At 50.2% G+C, this 21,988-nt stretch carries 17 protein-coding genes; all 17 read left to right on the top strand.

All coding sequences use genetic code 11. The features are described 5' to 3' along the window. Nucleotides 1-115 precede the first annotated feature (115 nt). The 17 genes from hpf to CB4_RS03585 all read left to right on the top strand — a co-directional run bounded on the left by hpf (nucleotide 116) and on the right by CB4_RS03585 (nucleotide 21,979). Nucleotides 116-676, top strand: coding sequence for a ribosome hibernation-promoting factor, HPF/YfiA family (hpf, locus tag CB4_RS03505; protein WP_096463612.1), 561 nt, complete (start codon nucleotides 116-118; stop codon nucleotides 674-676). Between the two features lie 128 nt (nucleotides 677-804). Further along, nucleotides 805-3,318 carry a preprotein translocase subunit SecA gene (gene secA / locus CB4_RS03510; RefSeq protein ID WP_096467613.1) on the top strand — a complete coding sequence of 838 codons (2,514 nt, stop codon included), beginning with the start codon at nucleotides 805-807 and terminating at the stop codon, nucleotides 3,316-3,318. Between the two features lie 5 nt (nucleotides 3,319-3,323). Continuing rightward, a protein-coding gene (gene prfB / locus CB4_RS03515) for a peptide chain release factor 2 (protein WP_096463613.1) occupies nucleotides 3,324-4,431 on the top strand; the annotation gives its coding sequence in 2 pieces (ribosomal slippage) (nucleotides 3,324-3,395 and nucleotides 3,397-4,431; 1,107 coding nt in all). Between the two features lie 20 nt (nucleotides 4,432-4,451). Continuing rightward, nucleotides 4,452-5,330, top strand: coding sequence for a YitT family protein (locus tag CB4_RS03520; protein WP_373681355.1), 879 nt, complete (start codon nucleotides 4,452-4,454; stop codon nucleotides 5,328-5,330). Nucleotides 5,331-5,356: 26 nt separating this feature from the next. Then, the gene (locus tag CB4_RS03525) at nucleotides 5,357-6,202 is read left to right on the top strand and encodes a transketolase (protein ID WP_197703132.1); all 846 of its coding nucleotides are present in this window, start codon (nucleotides 5,357-5,359) and stop codon (nucleotides 6,200-6,202) included. Continuing rightward, the gene (locus tag CB4_RS03530; RefSeq protein WP_096463614.1) at nucleotides 6,202-7,143 is read left to right on the top strand and encodes a transketolase family protein; all 942 of its coding nucleotides are present in this window, start codon (nucleotides 6,202-6,204) and stop codon (nucleotides 7,141-7,143) included. Before CB4_RS03525 ends, CB4_RS03530 begins: the two co-directional genes overlap by 1 nt. A 389-nt stretch (nucleotides 7,144-7,532) precedes the next feature. Beyond that, the gene (locus tag CB4_RS03535; RefSeq protein ID WP_096463615.1) at nucleotides 7,533-7,769 is read left to right on the top strand and encodes an MbeD/MobD family mobilization/exclusion family protein; all 237 of its coding nucleotides are present in this window, start codon (nucleotides 7,533-7,535) and stop codon (nucleotides 7,767-7,769) included. Nucleotides 7,770-7,921: 152 nt separating this feature from the next. After that, on the top strand, nucleotides 7,922-8,314 hold the full coding sequence (locus CB4_RS03540) for a c-type cytochrome (RefSeq protein WP_157737773.1): 393 nt from the start codon (nucleotides 7,922-7,924) through the stop codon (nucleotides 8,312-8,314). 122 nt (nucleotides 8,315-8,436) lie between these two features. After that, nucleotides 8,437-9,471: an N-acetyl-gamma-glutamyl-phosphate reductase gene (gene argC, locus CB4_RS03545; RefSeq protein ID WP_096463617.1), complete on the top strand. Its 1,035-nt coding sequence runs from the start codon at nucleotides 8,437-8,439 to the stop codon at nucleotides 9,469-9,471. A gap of 32 nt (nucleotides 9,472-9,503) precedes the next feature. Then, the gene (argB, locus tag CB4_RS03550) at nucleotides 9,504-10,304 is read left to right on the top strand and encodes an acetylglutamate kinase (RefSeq protein WP_096463618.1); all 801 of its coding nucleotides are present in this window, start codon (nucleotides 9,504-9,506) and stop codon (nucleotides 10,302-10,304) included. Beyond that, nucleotides 10,301-11,476 carry an acetylornithine transaminase gene (locus tag CB4_RS03555; RefSeq protein WP_096463619.1) on the top strand — a complete coding sequence of 392 codons (1,176 nt, stop codon included), beginning with the start codon at nucleotides 10,301-10,303 and terminating at the stop codon, nucleotides 11,474-11,476. Before argB ends, CB4_RS03555 begins: the two co-directional genes overlap by 4 nt. Before the next feature lie 33 nt (nucleotides 11,477-11,509). After that, entirely contained in the window at nucleotides 11,510-12,586 is a 1,077-nt protein-coding gene (locus tag CB4_RS03560; protein ID WP_096463620.1) for a carbamoyl phosphate synthase small subunit, read from the top strand. Further along, nucleotides 12,579-15,821 carry a carbamoyl-phosphate synthase (glutamine-hydrolyzing) large subunit gene (gene carB, locus CB4_RS03565; protein WP_096463621.1) on the top strand — a complete coding sequence of 1,081 codons (3,243 nt, stop codon included), beginning with the start codon at nucleotides 12,579-12,581 and terminating at the stop codon, nucleotides 15,819-15,821. The genes CB4_RS03560 and carB overlap by 8 nt, the downstream gene beginning before the upstream one ends. Before the next feature lies 1 nt (nucleotide 15,822). Further along, complete coding sequence (gene argF, locus CB4_RS03570) at nucleotides 15,823-16,764, top strand: ornithine carbamoyltransferase (protein WP_096463622.1); 942 nt, start codon at nucleotides 15,823-15,825, stop codon at nucleotides 16,762-16,764. Nucleotides 16,765-17,473: 709 nt separating this feature from the next. Next, nucleotides 17,474-17,821: a hypothetical protein gene (locus CB4_RS03575; RefSeq protein WP_096463623.1), complete on the top strand. Its 348-nt coding sequence runs from the start codon at nucleotides 17,474-17,476 to the stop codon at nucleotides 17,819-17,821. A 323-nt stretch (nucleotides 17,822-18,144) separates the two neighbouring features. Further along, the gene (locus CB4_RS03580; protein ID WP_096463624.1) at nucleotides 18,145-20,619 is read left to right on the top strand and encodes a Lon protease family protein; all 2,475 of its coding nucleotides are present in this window, start codon (nucleotides 18,145-18,147) and stop codon (nucleotides 20,617-20,619) included. 106 nt (nucleotides 20,620-20,725) lie between these two features. Next, nucleotides 20,726-21,979, top strand: a complete 1,254-nt coding sequence (locus CB4_RS03585) for an argininosuccinate synthase (protein ID WP_096463625.1) — start codon at nucleotides 20,726-20,728, stop codon at nucleotides 21,977-21,979. The last annotated feature ends 9 nt before the right edge of the window (nucleotides 21,980-21,988 follow it).

Here is a 21,988-nt window from a genome sequence, read left to right on the forward strand (position 1 = left end):
TACCCTCGGGATTTCCGGGGGTTTTTGTTTTTTTCATAAAAAAATGTCGTTACATGGAGGATTTTGCGCTCGGAAGGGGAATATATAAAGCATAGACGAAAGGAGGAGTATCTATATGCAATACAACACCCGTGGTGAAAATATTGAAGTCACTCCTGCACTTCGAGACTATGTAGAGAAGAAGATTGGGCGCCTGGAGCGCTACTTCGAAGAAGCAACAGCATTCAGCTGCAACGTCACCATGCGCGTTCAGCGCGGTGAGCATACCGTGGAAGTAACCATTCCAATGCCGGGGGTCATTCTCCGGGCGGAAGATACGAACAACGATATGTATGCGGCCATTGATCTGGTGGTTGAGAAATTAGAACGCCAGATCCGTAAGCATAAAACAAAAGTAAACCGCAGAAACCGTCAGACTGGAGCAGGAGCTGTGTTCCTGGATGTGGAGCCGGTATTTGCGGCACGGGAAGACGAGCATGAGGAAGAAGATGCCATCCAGATCGTCCGCACCAAGCGTTTTAACTTAAAGCCGATGGATGTGGAAGAAGCTGTTCTCCAGATGGATATGATCGGTCACAATTTCTTCGTATTCCAGAATGGGGAAACCGATGGTGTCAACGTGGTGTACCGCCGCAAAGATGGACGCTACGGCCTAATCGAACCGGAAAGTGTATAATAATGAAGAAAAAGGCGCTCCTTGCGCCTTTTTCTTTTTGTATGTTTTTGCTACAATTGAATTTTAGAGCAGGACCTATGCAAAGCATAGTGATGGATAGCGAAGAAGTGGAAGGGGATAGATACCCGATGCTGGGAATACTCAAGAAGATTATCGGAGATTCCAATGAGCGTGATGTCAAGAAATTGTACAAGCGCGTCGAAAAAATTAATGCGCTCGAACCTGCGATTCAGGCGCTGAGCGATGAAGAGCTTCGCGGTAAAACAGACGAATTCAAACAGCGTCTGGCAAACGGCGAAACGTTAGATGATATTTTGTATGAAGCATTTGCGGTGTGTCGGGAAGCGGGCCGTCGTGTACACAGCATGCGCCATTATGATGTGCAGTTGATTGGTGGCATGGTGCTTCATGAAGGGAAGATCGCAGAGATGCGTACCGGTGAGGGGAAAACCCTCGTAGCGACACTCCCGGTTTATTTGAATGCACTGGCAGGCCGAGGTGTACATGTAATCACAGTCAATGAATACCTGGCGGCACGTGATGCGGAAGAGATGGGGCAGATCTATAACTTCCTCGGCCTGACCTGGGCCGTCAATCTGAACGGCATGTCACCGGATGAGAAGCGTGCAGCGTATGCGGCCGATATCACATACGGTACGAACAATGAATTCGGGTTTGATTACTTGCGCGATAACATGGTGCTGTATAAAGAACAGATGGTACAGCGTCCGCTGTATTATTGTATGGTCGATGAGGTGGACAGCATTCTCGTCGATGAAGCACGGACTCCACTGATTATCTCCGGGGAAGCGGAGAAATCAACGGAGCTGTATAAGGTGGCGGCGCGATTTGCGCAGCGCTTGCAGGAAGAGAAGCACTACACGATTGATATTAAAGCGAACTCGGTTGCTATGACAGAAGCGGGCGTGGCGGAAGTGGAACGCGCGTTTAATATTGATAATCTGTATGACAATGACCACATTTTGCTCAATCACCATGTGAACGTTGCACTGAAGGCGCGTGCGCTGATGAAGCGGGATATTGATTATGTTGTCGATAACGGCGAGATCGTCATTGTCGATGAGTTCACGGGTCGTCTCATGCAGGGTCGTCGCTATAGCGATGGTTTGCATCAAGCGATTGAGGCTAAAGAAGGACTGGTTGTGCAGAATGAAAGCATGACCCTGGCAACGATTACGCTGCAGAACTACTTCCGGATGTATGAGAAGCTGGGCGGCATGACTGGTACAGCGAAGACAGAGGAAGAAGAGTTCCAGAAAATTTATGGTTTGTATGTCGTAGTTGTTCCGACGAATAAGCCCGTGATTCGGGAAGATAAGCCGGATGCGATCTATAAGTCTGAGCAGGGTAAATACCGTGCCGTAGTAGAAGATGTAGAGAAACATTACAAGCTGGGTCGTCCGGTGCTTGTTGGGACTACATCCATTGAGAAATCAGAGTTGATCGCAAGCCTGCTGAAACGCAAAGGCATTCCGCATGAGGTACTGAATGCGAAGCAGCATGCGCGTGAAGCGGAAATCGTATCGATGGCTGGTCGCAAAGGTGCTATTACGATTGCAACCAATATGGCGGGACGCGGTACGGACATTAAGCTGGGCGAAGGTGTAGCAGAAATAGGCGGTCTTCATATTATAGGTACGGAACGTCACGAAAGCCGCCGGATTGATAACCAGCTGCGTGGTCGTGCCGGTCGTCAGGGGGACCCTGGTTCCTCTCAGTTCTTCATCTCGCTTCAGGATGAGCTGATGCGCAAGTTCGGTGCGGAGAACATCATGGGCATGATGGATCGTCTGGGTATGGAAGAAGATATGCCGATTGAGAGTAGAATGGTATCGCGTGCCATCGAAGCTTCCCAGAAGCGTGTAGAGGGTGCGAACTTCGATATGCGCCGCAATGTCCTTCAATATGACGATGTGATGAACCAGCAACGTACGGTCATTTACAAACAGCGTCTGGATGTACTCGAAGCCGAAACGCTGCGTGATGTGGTCATCGGGATGATCATGTCGCATGTGGAACGTCTGGTCGATATACATTGCCCGGATGAAGTGGTCGAGGAAGAATGGGAACTGGATGCGCTGCTTGCGCATTGTAACGGATCGTTCCTACATGAAGGACAGCTGGATAAGAAAGACATCTGGGGCAAAGACCGGGAAGAGATCATTGCGTTGTTCCGCGAACTGGTTGAGCGGCTGTATACGGAGCGCGAATCGCTTATGGATGAAGCAGAATTCCGCGAGTTCGAGAAGGTTGTCGTGCTGCGTGCGGTCGACAGCAAATGGATGGATCACATCGATGCGATGGATCAATTCCGTCAGGGTATCCACCTGCGTGCATACGGTCAGACCGATCCGCTGCGTGAATACCAGATGGAAGGCTTCGAGATGTTCAATGAAATGATTGCGACCATTGAAGAAGAAGTGGCCACGTACATTATGAAAGCAACCATCGGCAATAACCTGGAGCGCCAGGAAGTGGCGAAGGGGCAGGCGATTATTTCGTCTGATGAACCGGCACCGAAAAAGCCGCAACGCCGACAGGAGCCAAAAGTCGGACGCAATGATCCGTGCTACTGCGGCAGTGGCAAGAAGCACAAAAACTGCTGCGGGCAGGAGGACTAAATAGTATGCCGTTAACGGAAGCAAAACAGCAGATGTCAGCCATCGGCAAACGTCTGACGGAAATTAGGGGGTCTCTTTGACCTCCCTGGCAAACAAAAACAGATCGCAGCGCTAGAAGAAAAAATGGCATTTCCGAACTTCTGGGATGATAACGATGCCGCCCAGAAAGTCATCGGAGAAGTGAATGTGCTTAAAGATGCGGTGACATCCATTGAAGGCATGGAAGCTGAATATGAAGATATTCAGGTGATGATGGATCTCGTCGCCGAAGAGGATGACGAATCCCTCATCCCGGACATTGTGGAGTCGGTGCAAAGTTTACAAACGCGCCTTACAGACTATGAGTTGCAGCTGCTTCTCAATCAGCCGTATGATAAGCGAAATGCCATTCTTGAGCTGCACCCTGGTGCGGGCGGCACTGAGTCGCAGGACTGGGCGGAGATGCTTTTGCGCATGTATACGCGCTGGGCGGATAAGCAAGGCTATAAGGTGGAAACACTTGACTATCTGCCGGGCGATGAGGCTGGTGTGAAGAGTGTGACGCTTTCGATCAAGGGCCATAATGCATATGGGTACTTGAAAGCGGAAAAAGGTGTGCACCGTCTGGTTCGCATTTCCCCGTTTGATTCATCAGGTCGTCGTCATACGTCCTTTGTGTCGTGTGATGTGATGCCAGAGATTGATGACGACATTACAATCGAGGTACGACCGGATGAGATCAAAGTCGACACATACCGGGCCAGTGGTGCGGGTGGTCAGCACATCAATACGACCGATTCAGCGGTTCGGATTACGCACGTGCCGACTGGAGTCGTTGTAACCTGCCAGAACGAGCGTTCTCAGATTAAGAACCGGGAGCGTGCCATGAAAATGCTTAGGTCAAAGTTGTATGAACGCGAGATTGCACGGCAGGAAGAAGAAGCGGCACAGTTGCGTGGGGAGCAGAAGGAAATTGGCTGGGGCAGTCAGATTCGTTCGTATGTGTTCCATCCGTACAGTATGGTCAAAGACCACCGAACGAGCAAAGAAAGTGGCAATGTGCAAGCAGTTATGGACGGGGATATTACCCCGTTTATTGACGCATACTTGCGTCAGCAACTGCATCGCGAGTAAATCATAAAGGTAGGACACGAATGCAGGCAACAAGAACAAAGCGATCGATGAGATCGGAGCCTGCTGCATGGGTAGTCATGTTGCGCGAGTATGTGCTACTGACAGTTGGTGCGTTTCTCGTCGCTGTGGCGTTCAATCTGTTTCTTAATGCGTTTCAGATTGCGTCCGGCGGCGTGAGCGGCATCAGTATTATTGTTAGTCACCTGTTCGGCATTAAGCCTGCCTATACGCAGTGGGTATTTAACTTTTTGTTTATTATTCTGGGTTTTTTCACGCTGGGTCGTCAGTTTGGGGTTAAGGCGATTTATGGTACCTTTATTTTGCCACTGTTCGTATTGATGACGGAAGGATGGCATACGATTACACATGAGCCGCTTCTCGCTGCCTTGTATGGTGGCGTGGGTGTTGGTGTGGGAATCGGACTTGTCTTTCGGGCGAATGCCTCTACAGGCGGTACCGATTTGATTGCCCAGATTATACATAAATATATGGGCATCAGCCTGGGAGTAGCTGTGCTCGCCATTGACGGCTTTGTGGTATTGACAGCGGCGTTTGTATTCGGCCCGGAAAAGGCGCTGTATGCACTGATCACGCTGTTTGTAACGGGCCGGACGGTAGACGCAGTCCAGATGGGCCTTGGCTACGCCAAAATGGCATTTATTATTTCAGAAAAGCGTGATGAAATTCGGGATGCGATTTTGTATGAGATGGATCGCGGCGTCACGCGCCTGTCCGCGCACGGAGGGTATACGGATGAAGAACGTCCGGTTCTGATGTGTGTGGTGAATCAAAATCAACTGGGACGTTTGAAAACAATCGTCCGGCAGTGTGATCCGAACGCTTTTGTCATCGTAAGTGAGACACATGAAGTGCTCGGGGAAGGCTTCCGGCGAAATTAATTGTGATATGTGGAGGAGAAGGCAAATTGAGTATACTTACGCAAGAGCAAACCGCGCAGCTGACACAGCATGCAGGTAACATCCGCCAGGAAATCGTTAAGATGGTAGCGGCAGCGAATTCCGGTCACCCGGGTGGTTCTCTGTCAGCAGCAGATATTCTGACTGTGTTGTATTTCCACGAGATGAGTGTTGATCCAAATCAGGTTGATAACCCGGATCGTGACCGTTTTGTCCTGAGTAAAGGACATGCAAGCCCGGTTCTGTATGCGACACTGGCTGAAAAAGGCTACCTGCCAAAAGAGGAACTCAAAACATTCCGTAAGCTAAATTCCCGTCTGCAAGGTCACCCAAGCAAAAAGCTGCTTCCAGGTGTAGAGCAAAGCACAGGTTCCCTCGGTCAGGGGCTGTCATCTGCGAATGGTATGGCGCTGGCTGCTCGGCTGGACAAGCGCGATTCCCGCGTATATGTTGTGATGGGTGACGGAGAAATTCAAGAAGGCATGGTATGGGAAGCAGCAATGGCTGCTGGCCATTACAAGCTGGATAATCTCGTTGCTTTCGTGGATTACAACCACCTGCAGATTGATGGAAATGTAGAAGATATTATGAACGTACATCCGGTTGACGAGAAGTTCCGTGCGTTTAATTGGCATGTGATTACAATCGATGGCCATGATCTGGAGCAGATTGCGGCTGCACTCGCAGAAGCACGTACAGTAAAAGGAAAGCCGACCTGTATCGTAGCTAATACGGTAAAAGGTAAAGGCGTTTCGTATATGGAAAACAACTGTGGCTGGCACGGCACAGCGCCGAATGAGGAGCAGCTGGCGCAGGCGCTGACAGAACTGTGTGGTCAGGGAGGGAATAAGTAATGAGTAACGAGACAGCAAAGAAAATCGCGACCCGTGACGCTTACGGCCAGGCGCTTGTAGAACTCGGCCATGAAAATAAAGATATCGTTGTACTTGACGCCGATCTGGCAAAATCGACCAAAACAGCAGACTTCGCGAAAGCATTCCCGGAACGTTTTTTTGATGTAGGGATTGCGGAAGCGAACATGATCGGAATGGCAGCTGGGCTTGCGGCATCCGGTAAAATCCCGTTTGCGAGCACATTCGCGCTTTTCGGTTCACTGCGTGTAGCGGATATGGTTCGTAACTCAGTGTGCTACCCGAATCTGAATGTGAAAATCGCGGTTACTCACCAGGGTCTGACTCTTGGCGAAGACGGCGCTTCTCATCAGGCAGTCGAGGATGTAGCGCTCATGCGTGCGATTCCGAATATGACAGTGATTATGCCGGCTGATGCAACCGAAACGAAAAAAGCGATTCATGCGGCAGCGAATACATATGGCCCGATGTACATTCGGATGGGCCGTCCGAGCGTTCCGGTGCTGTTCGATGACAGCTATGAGTTCGAGATCGGAAAAGGCGTGCAAATTTGTGAAGGAAACGATATGGCGATCATCGCAACGGGCGTGATGGTTCATATCGCAGTTGCAGCAGCTGAACAGCTTGCAAAAGAAGGCATCCAGGCGCGTGTCATTAACATGGCAACAATCAAGCCGATTGATGCAGACATTATCGTAAAAGCCGCTCGTGAAACGAAAGGGATCGTAACAGCGGAAGAGTGCAACATCTATGGCGGTCTCGGTGCGGCTGTAGCGGAAGTGCTGTGCGAGCAGCATCCGGCTAAACTCCGCCGTGTTGGTGTGGAAGATACGTTTGGTGAATCCGGTACACCGGATGAGCTTCTTCAGAAATACGGTCTGACAGCAGAGAATATTGTGGCGAAGGCGAAAGAGCTGCTTTAGTACAGGGTGGTAATGCAGTAAGGTGTGGTGGCGGGAAGCGAAGCAGGGAAAAGTGTGTGGCTGTTTGATGCGCGATTGGGGGGATGACTGTCCGCTTCAGGCGTTCAGCAGACTCGCCTGCAAAGCGCTTCCGAAGAGATGGCTAAAGGAGCAGGTTGCAGGCAAAGGCCCGCCTTCCGCTAGGTGGCGCATCAAAAGCTTTCTTACTTTTCCCTGCTCCGCTCCCGACATGCTTTGCTGATTTACACTTGTATCTAAATCTCTATTGTAATAAATATAGAAGGCATCCTGATTGTGTGATCGGGATGCCTTTTTCAATATTTGAGGTCTCTACAGCGTTAGAATCAATGATATAATAACATTTATCAATATATCGGGAGGACAAGCCGATGGAGGATATGTTAAAGCAGATCCTTGTGGAAATGCAAAGCATGAAACAAGAGATGAATCAACGGTTTGATCACGTCGACAAGCAGTTTGACGAACTAAATCACAAGTTAGAAGTAATTCGAGAACAAACAGCATCCAATAGCGAGATGTACTCTCCAGTTGCAGATGTACAAAAACAAGTAGACGAACTGTCTACGGATGTAAAACTAATCAAACGTGCTATAACGAATCAATGAGGAGTAGCAAATAGGCTACTCCTTTTATCATTTTAGTTGAGAAGATTCCCTCTTCTCCCCCAAACTTATGAGAATACATAAAGCCGGATGAACTTATCTTCCCTCGAACATACTAGATGTGTAATCGTTATGATCTGGAGGAGGAATTTTGTATGAAGAAGTCCATGATGATAGCAAGTTTTCTTCTTGTTATCGCACTGGCTGTGGGTTGTGGCGTTGCGAAGAGCGACAATCCAGGCAATAAGCCGGCTGCACAAGCTCCGGCAGGCAATACAAGCGGAGGTGCAGCAGGGAAGACAGGTGGAAGCGCTACGGATGGTGTTCATGCTGAGGCGCAGAAAATGTACCAGGCCAAATGCACAGCCTGCCACGGTCAAGACATGAAAGGTGGGGCAGGTCCAGCTCTTATGCAGGTCGGAAGTCGCTACAAAAGCGCGGATGAAATCAAAACGATCTTGATGAAAGGTAAGGATGGCATGCCGGGTGGGCTTGTGAGCGAGGAGGAGGCAAAGAAGCTGTCAGATTGGTTGATGACGATGAAATAAGGACGAAGGATGCTTTTTCTCAAAATAGGGAGAAAGCATCTTTTTTATTGTTGAATTTTTATTCCCTTAAACGTATAATAATTCATAACTTATACAGACAGGACAAATAGGGGGAATGAGACGTGAATATTTCGATTATCGGAGCGAGCGGCTATAGCGGAGCCGAGCTGATTCGCCTGCTTCTTCAGCACCCGGAAGCGAACATTACTGCGATTTACTCCAATTCACAGGCGGGCAAAGCAATCCAGGATGTGTATCCGCACTTGAATCATATTTTTACCGAGCAGCTGGAGACAATTGATTGTGCCAAAATTCAGGCGGAAGCAGATGTCGTGTTTATTGCGACACCATCCGGCGTTAGCAGCAAGCTGACACCTGCGCTCCTGAACGGGAAAATCCGGATTATCGACGTGTCCGGGGATTTGCGGTTAGAAACACCGGAACTATATAAAGAGTGGTACGGCAAAGAGCCGATTACGCAGAACTACCTCGATCAGGCGGTATATGGATTGTCTGAATGGAGTGCAGCGGCCATTGCCGATGCGAAGCTGCTAGCGAACCCTGGGTGCTATCCGACAGCAACACTTCTGAGCTTACTGCCGCTCCTGAACGAAGGGCTGATCGATGGGAAATCCATTATCGTAGATGCCAAATCCGGCGTGACGGGTGCTGGACGTGGGGCGTCTCTTGGTACGCATTTCTGTGAAGTGAATGAAAGCATCGCTGCGTATAAGGTAGGGAAGCACCAGCATACACCGGAGATTGAGCAGACGCTCCGTAAGCTGACAGGTCGGGACGCGCTGATCTCCTTCACACCACATCTGGTGCCGATGAATCGGGGCATTCTTGCTACGTCTTACGCGACACTTGCAGAAGGCGTGACCACCGAGCAGGTCGCAGCGGCGTTTAGCAAGGCATACGAAGGCAAGCCGTTTGTGCGGTTGCGTCCAGGCGCATATCCCAAAACAAAAGAAGTAACAGGCTCGAATTATTGCGACATCGCGTGGCATATTGACGGGCGGGTGGGGCGTATCGTGCTGCTGTCCGTCATTGATAACGTCGTGAAAGGGGCTGCCGGCCAGGCAGTGCAAAATATGAACATCATGTTTGGACTTCCGGAAACAACCGGACTTGCATTTACCCCGGTCTATCCATAAAAGGATCGCGTGAGAAGAGGAGAGAAGAGAACATGGGAAATCAGCTTGTAATCAAATGTGGCGGCAGCACGCTAGAACAGCTGCCTGCCTCTTTTTATGAAGATCTAACTGCCCTTCAGCAGGGAGAGACAAACGTTGTGATCGTACATGGTGGCGGTCCGGCGATTTCAAATACATTAAAACAAATGGGCATTGAACCACATTTCATCGACGGCCTACGTGTGACCGATGCACCGACCCTGAAAGTAGCAAAAATGGTGCTGATCGGAGATACAAACAAGCGGGTTGTGACAAGCATCCAGCAGGCGGGAGGTCGCGCAGCAGGCATCAGCGGCATCGACGGTCAGACAATCCGAGTGACACAAGGACCGGAACATCTCGGATTTGTGGGGGAGATTCAACGTGTGGAGCCTGCGCTTATCGAAGCGCTGAGCGGAGCAGGGATGGTTCCTGTCATTGCACCGCTGGGTGTGGATGAAACGGGGCAGGTGTACAACATTAATGCGGATACTGCAGCGGGCGCGGTTGCTGGGGCACTCGGCGTAGGGCAGCTTGTTATGGTGACGGATGTGCCAGGTGTCATGCAGGAGATTGATGGTGTGAAGCAGGTGCTCCCGCAGCTTGATCGAACGCAGATTGAAGCGTTGATTGCGGATGGTGTGATCTATGGCGGTATGATTCCAAAGGTGCGGGCAGCACTCGATGCGCTCGGTCAACAGGTGGAAGAAGTGCTGATTATTAACGGCTATGAACCGGGTATTTTACGGAAGGTGGCAGCAGGTGAGGCTGTCGGAACCAAAATTGTGGCGGAAGGCAAGGTGGAACACGCATGAGTAGCTTATTTCCAAACTATGGACGCTGGCCGATTCAGATTGTAAAAGGAGAAGGCAATTATTTATGGGATGCGGCAGGCAACAAATATCTTGATCTTGTTGCAGGCATTGCAGTCACATCGCTTGGCAACGTTCCACCAAAAGTAAAAGCAAAAGTGCAGGAGCAACTTGATACGTTGTGGCATTGCTCCAACCTGTTCGAAATTCCGGTACAGGAGAAGCTTGCAGATAAGCTTGTGTCGCTCACATGTGGTAGCCGAGCATTTTTCTGCAACAGCGGTGCGGAAGCGAATGAGGCGGCGATTAAGCTTGCCCGCCGTTACATGCAGAAGATTAAAGGCGAGAATCGTTATGAAGTGATTACGTTTACCCAGTCGTTCCACGGTCGCACACTGGCGACACTGACAGCGACCGGACAGGATAAAGTAAAAGATGGATTCGCTCCGCTTCCAGAAGGATTTGTGACCGTACCGTACAATGATCTTGAAGCTCTTACAGCGGCGATTACCGATAAAACATGTGCAATTATGCTGGAGATGATCCAAGGTGAGGGCGGGGTCCATCCGGCTGATCCGGAATTTGCGGAAGGCATTAAACAGCTGTGTGACCAACACGATCTGTTGCTTATTGTCGATGAAGTACAGACAGGCATCGGGCGCACAGGCAAATGGTTTGCCCACCAGCATTATGGGCTTGAACCGGATATTATTACGATGGCAAAAGGACTGGGTAGCGGCTTCCCGATCGGCGCGATTGTCGGTAAGGAAAAGCTGGCTGACGCATTTAGCGCGGGTAGCCACGGGACGACATTCGGTGGTAATCCGCTCGCAAGCGCAGCCGGTCTTGCTACATTGGAAACGATTGAGGAAGACCATTATCTTGACCGCGTGACAGAGATTGGCGCATTTTTTGCAGAAGAATTGCAGAAGCTGGCAGCCAAGCATCCGGAAGTAGTCAACGTTCGTGGCAAAGGCCTGATGATGGGTGTGGAGCTTGCGATGGAGGCAGCGCCAGTCGTGAATGCGATGCGTGAGCAGTATCACATTCTGCTGCTGATGGCAGGTCCGAACGTGGTGCGTCTGCTCCCACCATTTACGATTACAAAAGAAGAAATTGCACATGCGGTGACGGTACTCGATGACGTATTGACGGCTGTAAAAGCAAACGTATAGCACCGATGCTGGAACAATAAAGGAGTGGAAGCAATGAAAGGATACCTCGTATTAAGTACGGGCGAGATTTTTGAAGGAGAATGGTTTGGCAGCGCTGCGGATTGCACCGGTGAGGTCGTATTTAATACAGGTATGACAGGCTACCAGGAAGTGCTGTCTGACCCTTCTTATGCCGGACAGATTATTACGTTTACGTATCCGTTGATCGGAAACTACGGGATTAATGAACGGGATTATGAAAGCTTGAAGCCAGCTTGCAAAGGCTTAATCGTGGGCGACTTGTGTGAGATGCCAAGTCATTACGAATCGGGTCATTCGCTCGCAGAGATTGCGACTAACTATGGAATTGGTGTCCTGTCTGGCATTGATACACGTGCGATTACGCAGATTGTGCGGACGGAAGGTGAAGTATACGGTCTGCTGACTACCGATCGGGCGAAGCTTGATTCTTTCAAACCGCAACCGATTGGCAAGGTCGTACCTGGAGTATCGGTAAAAGAAGCCCAAACGTACAATGAAGATGCAGCAGGTCCGCATATTGCGCTTATTGATTTTGGTTACAAAAAATCCATTTTAACCAATCTGCTAAATGGCGGCTGCAAGGTAACTGTGATGCCGTACAGCGTGACCTATAACGAGATTGTAGCACTCAATCCAGACGGCATATTCCTGTCGAACGGACCAGGAGATCCGAAAGACCTGACGCCGCAACTCGGTGAGTTGAAGCAGATCGTAGAGAACTACCCAACGATGGGCATCTGCCTGGGGCATCAGCTCATCTCACTTATGTTTGGCTGTGACACCGAGCGCCTGCCGTACGGACATCGTGGCAGCAACCATCCGGTGAAGAACGTCATCACGGGTAAAGTGTATCTGACCTCGCAAAACCACGGCTATGTTGTAAAGCCGGAGTCGCTTGCAGTATCGCCACTTGAGTTGACATTTGTGAACGTAAACGATAAATCAGTCGAAGGTGTTCGTCATAAAACATTGCCGATCTCGTCTGTGCAGTTCCATCCAGAAGCACATGCGGGCCCGGATGATACGAATCATTTGTTTGCGGATTTTATCCGCCAATGCCAGGCTACAGGAGAGAAAAGTTATGCCTAAATTACCCGACATCAAAAAAGTTCTCGTTTTAGGCTCCGGTCCGATCGTCATCGGGCAGGCGGCTGAATTTGACTATGCCGGTGCGCAGGCATGTCTGGCGCTGCGCGAAGAAGGCGTAGAAGTTATTCTCGTTAACAACAATCCAGCAACGATCATGACCGATGATGAAGTGGCAGATCGTATCTATATGGAGCCGCTCACGGTTGAAGCGGTGGAGAAAATTATCGCCAAAGAACGCCCGGATGGCGTGCTGCCAACACTTGGTGGTCAGACGGGTCTGAATCTGGCGGTGGAATTGTCTAAGGCAGGTGTGCTAGAGAAGTATGATGTGCAGCTACTCGGCACCCCACTTGACACAATTATTCGCGGGGAAGACCGCGAAGAGTTCAAGCAGATGATGAAAGACATTGGGGAGCCGGTTCCCGAAAGCGAAACGGTGCAAACGGTAGACGATGCGGTTGTGTTTGCGAACAGCATCGGGTATCCGGTTATTGTGCGTCCGGCCTATACGCTCGGCGGCGCGGGCGGCGGCTTTGCCAATGATGAAGCGGAACTTCGCGTGGTGGCGAAGCGTGGCTTGAATGCAAGTCCGATTCAGCAAGTATTGATCGAGCGCAGCATTAAAGGCTGGAAAGAAATCGAGTACGAAGTTATGCGTGATGCGAACGATACGTGCATCATCGTCTGCAACATGGAGAACTTCGACCCGGTGGGCGTGCATACAGGGGATTCCATCGTATTTGCACCGTCCCAGACACTGACAGACCGCCAGTACCAGATGCTGCGCTCTGTGGCATGTAAAGTGATTCGGGAGCTTGGTGTTGTTGGGGGTTGCAACATTCAGTACGCGCTTGATCCGCACAGTGACGATTACTATCTAATCGAAGTAAACCCACGGGTAAGCCGTTCATCTGCGCTTGCATCGAAAGCCACTGGCTATCCGATTGCTCGTACAGCGGCGAAGCTGGCACTTGGCTATCATCTCGACGAAGTCGTGAACCCGATCACGGGCTATACGTATGCAAGTTTTGAACCGGCAATTGACTATGTGGTGGCGAAAATCCCACGCTGGCCGTTCGACAAGTTCCCACATGCGGATCGTACGCTTGGCACACAGATGAAGGCAACGGGCGAAGTGATGTCGATTGATCGTACGCTCGAAGGCGCTTTGCTGAAAGGTATTCGCTCGCTTGAGATTGGCATTCAGCACGTAGAGCTCGGTTATGTGAAAGAAGCAAGCGACGATGAGCTGATTGAACAGATGGTTACCGCAACCGATGAGCGTATTTTCTACATCACAGAAGCACTCCGCCGTGGCATGAGTGTGGATGCGATTCATGAGAAAACACAGGTAGATCGGTTCTTCTTGAACGCGCTGGCTCGTATTGTAAAGCTGGAGAAAACAATGGAAGACGCACGCTGGAGCGGTATGAAGAAGGAACTGTTGAAAGAAGCGAAGCTGCGCGGTTTTGCGGACAGTACGATTGCTCGCTTGTGCGGCACGAGCTTTGAGGAAGTACGCGCGGCACTGAAAGAGTGGAGTATCCGCCCGGCTTACAAGCTTGTAGACACATGCGCGGCTGAATTTGTGGCGGCGACACCATACTACTATTCAACGTGGCAGGGACGCGACGAAGTGCCGGTTACGAAAGCAGACAAAAAAGTGCTGGTCTTAGGTTCCGGTCCGATCCGCATTGGCCAGGGCATCGAGTTCGACTACTGTTCCGTACATGCGGCGAAATCGCTTCGTAAGCATGGTATTCAGGCAGTTGTCATTAACAACAACCCGGAGACAGTATCGACGGATTACAACACAGCGGACCAGTTGTACTTTGAACCGCTTGCGTTAGAAGACGTATTGAACGTGATCGAAAAAGAACAGGTAGACGGCGTTATGGTACAGTTCGGTGGCCAGACGGCGATTAACCTTGCGGAGAAGCTGCAAAAAGCAGGTGTGCATGTATATGGCACATCTGTGGAAGCAATCGACATGGTTGAAGACCGAGAGCTGTTCTACGCGATGCTGCGCAAGCTCGACATCCCGCACATTCCGGGTCAAGGTGTGAACAGCCAGCAGGGGGCACACCTTGTGGCAGAAGAAATCGGTTATCCGGTACTTATCCGCCCTTCATATGTAATTGGCGGTCGCGGTATGGCTGTGCTGCATAATGGGGAAGAGCTGGATCAGTATTTCGCGGACTGGAATCGCTACACGTCATCCGGCGCGTTGTTCCCGCTGTTGATTGATAAATACGTATCCGGTATGGAAGTGGAGATCGATGCGATCTGCGACGGTGATGACATCCTCATCCCGGGCATTTTCCAGCATATCGAGCGTGCAGGCGTTCACTCCGGTGACAGTATGGCCATCTTCCCGTCTCCGCATCTTACAGATGCACAGCGTGAAGAGATCGGACGCTATGCTGCACTCATCGCCAAAGAAATGAAAGCAAGCGGCTTGATCAATTTGCAGCTGGTAATCGACGATAAGGGCACGATTTATGTACTGGAAGTAAATCCGCGTGCTTCCCGCACGGTTCCAATCGTCAGCAAAGTAACCGGCATCCCGATGGTGGCACTTGCTACGCGGGCACAGATGGGCGAGAAGCTGGCCGACATGGGATATGGTACGGGTATGATGCCGCGAATTCCGTTCTATGCGGTGAAAGGTCCGGTATTCTCGACAATCAAGTTGAATGGTGTCGACCCAGCGCTTGGACCGGAGATGAAATCGACCGGGGAAGTAATTGGCCTTAGTTATTCGGTGGAAGAGGCGATTGGCAAGGCGATTGCCTGGAAAGAAGGCATCTGCGACTGGTTAGTGAACGGCGATATGATTTTACTGTCGCTGTCTGAACAGGACAAAGCGGCGTTCGTGCCGCACATTGCGATGCTGAAAAAACTTGGCGTACAGGTAATTGCCACACCGGGTACAGCAGCCCTCCTGAACGAGCATGGCTTGAAAGTGGCAGAAGTTGTAGAAACGGTAGAGCGTGTGAAAGACATTTGTGCCGACCGTCCTGTGAAAGCGTTCGTGAACACTCCAACGCTTGGAAATAAACGTGGTCGTCTTGGATTTGAACTGCGCCAGCTGGCCCTTGCGCTGAATATTCCGTGCTTTACGTTCCTTGATACGTTCGCATCGTACCTTGATGTACACGGACATAGTGCAGGTGAAGCGATTGACCTCGGTTCGTATTTAAATGGGGCGAAACGAAAGGAGTCTGTGAAATAAGATGACAGTAGCTGAACAATTAAAGGGCAAGGATTTCCTCTGCCTCTCTGATTATACAAAAGAAGAAATCCAGTATTTACTCGATCTGGCGGCGAAGCTGAAAGATGAGCAGAAAAAAGGAATCCCGCATCCACATCTGGCGGGCAAAACACTTGGCATGATTTTCGAAAAATCATCCACTCGTACCCGTGTATCGTTTGAAGTGGGGATGTACCAGCTCGGTGGGATGGCGATGTTCCTGAGCGGACGCGACTTACAGATCGGACGTGGTGAGCCGATCTCGGATACGGCGCAAGTATTATCGCGCTACATTGACGGCATCATGATTCGGACGTTCTCGGATGATATGGTGCGTGAGCTTGCGGAATTCGCATCGATTCCGATCATTAACGGGCTGACCGACATGCAGCACCCATGCCAGGTGATGGCGGACTTCCAGACGATCATCGAGCAGAAAGGCAAGCTGGAAGGATTGAAGCTTGCGTATGTAGGAGATGGCAATAACATGGTACATTCTCTGATGATCGGAGCGGCGAAAGTGGGCATGCATGTATCGGTTGCGTCCCCGGCAGGCTATGAGCCGAATGCGAGCGTAACCGAGATGACCAAACAATTCGCGCAGGAAACAGGCGTGAATGTTGTCGTTACGCATGATCCGATGGAAGCGGTAAAAGATGCCGATGTCATCTACACAGACGTATGGGCAAGCATGGGTCAGGAAGCGGAGCAGCAGGAACGGATTGAGAAGTTCAAAGGTTTTGAAGTGAACGGAGAGATGATGAAGCAGGCGAATCCGGATGCGATCTTCCTGCATTGTCTGCCAGCACACCGTGGGGAAGAAGTGGCGGCGGAAGTCATTGATGGTCCACAGTCACGCGTGTTTGATCAGGCGGAAAATCGTCTACATGCGCAAAAAGCGGTGCTTGTGGCGCTGATGGGCTAACACAAAAATGAGAGGATGTAGGTGTGGAAATCGCCTGCGTCCTTTTTTGTTTTGTGGAATCGTGCAACTTTGGTGGTGGGGGGAGAGAAGAGAGAAGCCGTTCGCTTGGGTACGCTTTGCGGAGAAGTGTCCACTGTCCGCTCCAGGAGCTCGGCGAACTTGCCCGCAAAAGAGGGCCCACGATGTATCTTCATGGAAGGGTTGCGGGCAAAGGCCCGTTCGCCGTGCTCCTTCCGCTAGGTAGCGCGTACAAGAGCTCTCTTGCTTCTCTCTTCTCTCCTCCCAACAAAGTTGGGATTCAAAAAACAAAAAACAATCTGTAGAGCGAAGCTACAAAATACTTGTGAGAGAGCATTGACCTGCCCACGCTTGGTTAGGAGCGGAGAAGGGAGGCGACACGGAACGCCTGTACGTGATTCACCCAGCGGAGGGGTTCGGGCGCACGGGCCTTTGCCCATAACCCTTCCGTGAATAACATCCTGACCTTTTATGGGTGAGTGCGTCTGGACCCTGGAGCGACCAGATTTGCTTCTCCGTTGAGCGTACCGAAGTGACAGTCGCCTCCCTTCTCCGCTCCTCCACCGCACATTGGGTAGATCGAGGCCCAGCAAGTACAGGATTTTATCCATGCTCCCCTTTTTTGTATAAATTACCGCCTTCCGGTTACTCTACTATGTGACCAATTATGCCAAAAGGAGGCAGGATAGTTATGAAGAAAATCTGGAAATCGGCAGCGCTGGCAGCGGTCCTGATGCTGGTCCCGATGCAGGCATTCGCTCATCCGGGAGGCGAAGCCATATCCCCGGAGCTTAAGCAGATTCATACCCAGTTAAAAGAAATTAAGGATCAGAACCATGAGCTAATGCGTACCGTTTACGATAAGTGTCGGACGCAGATGGAAGCGCTCAAAAAGGCGAAAGAGAGCCGGGACGCAGCGGCAGAGCGTGAAGCGATGAACAAACTGCGCGAGATGGAGAGACAAATCATTCAGCTGAAAAAAGAGCGGCTGCGCTTTGAGCAAAACGCACATGAGCAGTTAAAAAAGCTGGCACAGTAGCAGAAAACCACAAGAGGCTGATTCAAAAGCTGTAACACGGCGACTGAGGCAGCCTCTTCTTTCTTGGTGTAGGTTTTCTCCAAAGTGTGGTGGAGGAGCAGGATCGGGCGAGTTCGCCGGGCTTCCGGAGCGGACAGTCTACACATCCCTGCCAAGCGTACCGAAACGAACGGCTCCTTCCTTCTCCCACTCCCTCCCCCACACGTTGTCGATATCACAAAAAGTTGTCCTGTTCTTTTTTTGTCTGGAAAACGATGTTTTTTAAGAGAAGTGCTACTATAATGAAAAGTAAGACAGGTTCGACACAGAAAAGAGGGGCAGTTATGTGGAAGACGGTAGACAAGGACGTACTAGATAAACGAAAAGTACCGGCAGCCCGGCTGCGAGCCTGGATTGATCCGGCTGTATTTCCGTTTGAAACAACCGCAGAAGCAGAGCCACTGCATGACGGAATCATCGGGCAGGACCGGGCCGTTCGTGCTATGGAGTTCGGGCTACAGGTTCGGCAGGCCGGATACAATCTATTTGTCATGGGGCCACCGGGGACCGGGAAAACTACATACGCTCGAACAAAAGTAGCGCAGCTAGCTCAAAGCAAGCCGACGCCTGCCGATTGGTGCTACGTATATAACTTTACTCGCCCTGACTATCCGCTGGCCCTATCGTTTCCAGCGGGAGAAGGCCGGGTTTTCAAAGCTTACATAGATGAGTTGTTCCGTGGAATTGAGCGTGCGATCCGGACGACCTTTTCCGGAGAGGAATATGAAAAGCAGCGCCAGTATACGGTGCAGAATTTCAATAACCGGGCACAGGAGTTCTGGGACAAGCTTGAGGATAAAGCGGAACAATTGAATTTTGTTCTGGAGCGAACACCGGAAGGAATTGCGACCATTCCGCTTGTATCTGGTGAGCCGATGAGCAATGAGGCGTTTAGTCAATTATCAAAAGAAGAGCAGGAAGCCTGGGAGAAAAAAAGCAAGCAGATTGAACAGGAAGCAGCGGAGACATTGCGTCAGGTGCACCTGGTTGAGAAAGAGATGGCACAGGCGGTTTCCTCTATGAACAAAGACTCGGCTCGCCATGCGATCTATCATCTGTTCCAGCCGCTTTATAACCTGTACCGGGATGAACAGGTGCAGACATATATAAAAGCGTACGAGGAAAATGTAATCGAAAACCACCAGTTGTTCCGTGAGCAGGAAAAAGAAGAAGATCCGATGGAAAGCTTGCTTGAAACCGACCGGAAAAGCATGTATCACCGTTATCGTGTCAACGTAGTAGTGGACAACAGTGAAGTGGACGGCGCACCAGTCGTCTTCGAGACGAATCCGTCCTATTATAATTTGTTTGGACGGATGGAGTACCGCAGTACGCTTGGTACAATGACGACTGACTTTACCATGATTAAGTCGGGGGCCCTGCATCTAGCAAATGGGGGCTATCTGATTATGCAGGCTGGTGAATTGCTGCGGAATCCGTATGCCTGGCATGTTTTGAAACGCACACTAAAGGCCGCCAGTATTCAGATTGAGAATGCAGCAGAAGAGCAAGGGCTTATCGCAGCAAGCGGGCTAAAGCCGGAGCCGATTCCGCTTCAGGTCAAAGTCGTATTAATTGGTGACCCGGATGTGTACCGCGCACTTGCGGAATGGGATGATGATTTTTATGAGTTGTTTCAGGTCAATGTCGAGTTTGACACGGAGATGAAGAATGAGCAGGCGAACCATCTCGCTTTTGCTTCATTCGTGCGCAGCTACGGGGAACAGGAAGGGTTACGTCCGTTTCATCGCTCTGCGCTGGCTGAGCTGATCGAGCATAGCGTTCGGCTTGCAGAAGATCAGCGAAAACTGACTACTGGATTCCAGGCTGTTACCCGTCTGCTGGTAGAAGCGGAATTCTGGGCGGAGCGGGAAGGAAGCGATATCGTATACGCCCAGCACGTGCGAAGAGCACTTGCGGAACAGGAGTATCGCTCCAACGGAATGGATGAGAGAATGCGGGAGATGATTGAAGACGGCACCATTATGGTCGATGTGGATGGGGAGCGTGTGGGGCAGATTAACGGACTGGCGGTTCTACAGATTGGTGAATACGCATTCGGACAGCCGCATCGCATTACGGCTCAGACATTCATTGGACGCAGCGGTATTATTAACATTGAACGTGAGACTTCGTTAAGCGGGCAGATTCATCACAAAGGTTTGTTGATTTTGAGTGGGTATCTGGCCGGAAAGTTTGCGCAGGATAAACCACTTCCGCTATCGGCTAGTATCACGTTCGAACAGACATACAGCATGATTGACGGAGACAGTGCGTCTAGCACGGAGCTATACGCGCTCCTTTCTTCCTTATCTGGCATTCCGATTCGCCAGGGGATTGCGGTTACCGGATCTGTGAATCAGTGGGGCGAGATTCAGCCAATCGGAGGCGTAAATGAAAAAATAGAAGGTTTCTTTGCTGTATGCCGGGCACTTGGTCTGACAGGTGGGCAGGGGGTTATCATTCCGCATCAGAATGTGAAAAACTTGATGCTGCGCCGGGAAGTCATCGAGGCTGTAGAGAACGGCATGTTCCACATCTGGCAGGTGCGGACGATTGAAGAAGGCATTGAAATTCTTACAGGCATAGAAGCAGGCGTGCATGGAGAAAAAGATGGTTATCTGGATGATACATTGTTTGCCGCTGTTAACAAACGACTGGAACGTATGGCCGCTGCCGGAAGCGATCCAGCTGACCTCGTAATTGATGTTGATTCGGATGTGGTAAAACAAATTATGGATCAAGAAACTGGAAAGTAGTTTTTTTATAAAAAAGGTATTGAATTTTTATGAATAAGGATGCATAATATTGCATAGTGAATCAAACGAAAAACGAGTTCGTTTTATAAAGGAGAGACATATAATCATGGCAAAGGACAAAATTATTCTCGCTTATTCTGGCGGCTTAGATACTTCCGTAGCAATCAAATGGCTACAAGAAAATTATAATTACGACGTTATTGCGGTAGCACTTGATGTCGGCGAAGGTAAAGACCTTGATTTCGTACGGGATAAGGCGATCCAGGTCGGCGCAATCAAATCATACGTAGTTGATGCAAAAGAACTGTTTGCAAACGAGTTTGTACTTCCGGCTCTGAAAGCAAATGCGATGTATGAAGGCAAATATCCAGTTGTATCGGCACTGTCTCGTCCGCTTATCGCGAAAGTGCTGGTTGACATCGCGGCAGAAGAAGGCGCAGTTGCCATCGCACACGGTTGCACAGGCAAAGGGAACGACCAGGTTCGTTTCGACGTTTCCATCACAGCACTCAATCCAGACCTCAAAATCGTCGCTCCAGTACGTGAGTGGGGTATGAGCCGTGACGAAGAAATCAAATATGCAATGGAGCACAACATTCCGATTCCAATCGATCTCGACAACCCGTTCAGCATCGACCAGAATCTGTGGGGACGTGCATGCGAGTGCGGCGAACTCGAAAATCCGTGGAACGAGCCGCCGAAGGGTGCGTATGACCTGACTGCTCATCTCGAAGATACACCGGATACACCGGAAGAAATCGAGATCGAATTTGTTCAAGGTAAACCAGTTGCGCTGAATGGCAAACAAATGCTTCTGAGCGAACTGATTCTTGAACTGAACCAAATCGCAGGCAAGCACGGGGTAGGCCGTATCGACCACGTAGAAAACCGTCTTGTTGGGATCAAATCTCGTGAAGTATACGAAGCACCGGGTGCGATCACACTCATTCTGGCACACCGTGAGCTGGAATTCCTGACACAGCCGCGTGAAATCGCACAGTTTAAACCGATCGTTGAACAAAAAGTTTCCCAGGTGATTTACGAAGGCCTGTGGTTCTCTCCAATTACAGATGCTCTCAAAGCATTCGTGGAAGAAACACAAAAATTCGTAACGGGTACAATCCGTGTGAAACTGTTCAAAGGCCATGCGATTGTTGTGGGACGTAAGTCAGAATCATCTCTGTACGATGAAAACTTGGCAACATACGGCACAGAAGACACATTCGATCACAAAGCAGCGATCGGGTTTGTTAAACTGTGGGGTCTGCAAACACAAGTGTTCGTTCAAACAAACAAAGACAAACTTGACCATACACCGAAAGCGGTTATTATCGATAAAAAAGAAGCGATGCAGCAATAATAAAGACAG

Origin of the sequence: Aneurinibacillus soli, assembly GCF_002355375.1 — a bacterium.
Taxonomy (GTDB): domain Bacteria; phylum Bacillota; class Bacilli; order Aneurinibacillales; family Aneurinibacillaceae; genus Aneurinibacillus; species Aneurinibacillus soli.

Coding starts and splice junctions, on each gene's coding strand:
- argB (WP_096463618.1), top strand. CDS start 9,504: ATGGGAAATCAGCTTGTAATCAAATGTGGCGGCAGCACGCTAGAACAG.
- CB4_RS03530 (WP_096463614.1), top strand. CDS start 6,202: ATGAGTAACGAGACAGCAAAGAAAATCGCGACCCGTGACGCTTACGGC.
- argF (WP_096463622.1), top strand. CDS start 15,823: ATGACAGTAGCTGAACAATTAAAGGGCAAGGATTTCCTCTGCCTCTCT.
- CB4_RS03540 (WP_157737773.1), top strand. CDS start 7,922: ATGAAGAAGTCCATGATGATAGCAAGTTTTCTTCTTGTTATCGCACTG.
- CB4_RS03560 (WP_096463620.1), top strand. CDS start 11,510: ATGAAAGGATACCTCGTATTAAGTACGGGCGAGATTTTTGAAGGAGAA.
- hpf (WP_096463612.1), top strand. CDS start 116: ATGCAATACAACACCCGTGGTGAAAATATTGAAGTCACTCCTGCACTT.
- carB (WP_096463621.1), top strand. CDS start 12,579: ATGCCTAAATTACCCGACATCAAAAAAGTTCTCGTTTTAGGCTCCGGT.
- CB4_RS03555 (WP_096463619.1), top strand. CDS start 10,301: ATGAGTAGCTTATTTCCAAACTATGGACGCTGGCCGATTCAGATTGTA.
- CB4_RS03575 (WP_096463623.1), top strand. CDS start 17,474: ATGAAGAAAATCTGGAAATCGGCAGCGCTGGCAGCGGTCCTGATGCTG.
- CB4_RS03580 (WP_096463624.1), top strand. CDS start 18,145: ATGTGGAAGACGGTAGACAAGGACGTACTAGATAAACGAAAAGTACCG.
- CB4_RS03535 (WP_096463615.1), top strand. CDS start 7,533: ATGGAGGATATGTTAAAGCAGATCCTTGTGGAAATGCAAAGCATGAAA.
- secA (WP_096467613.1), top strand. CDS start 805: ATGCTGGGAATACTCAAGAAGATTATCGGAGATTCCAATGAGCGTGAT.
- CB4_RS03520 (WP_373681355.1), top strand. CDS start 4,452: ATGCAGGCAACAAGAACAAAGCGATCGATGAGATCGGAGCCTGCTGCA.
- CB4_RS03585 (WP_096463625.1), top strand. CDS start 20,726: ATGGCAAAGGACAAAATTATTCTCGCTTATTCTGGCGGCTTAGATACT.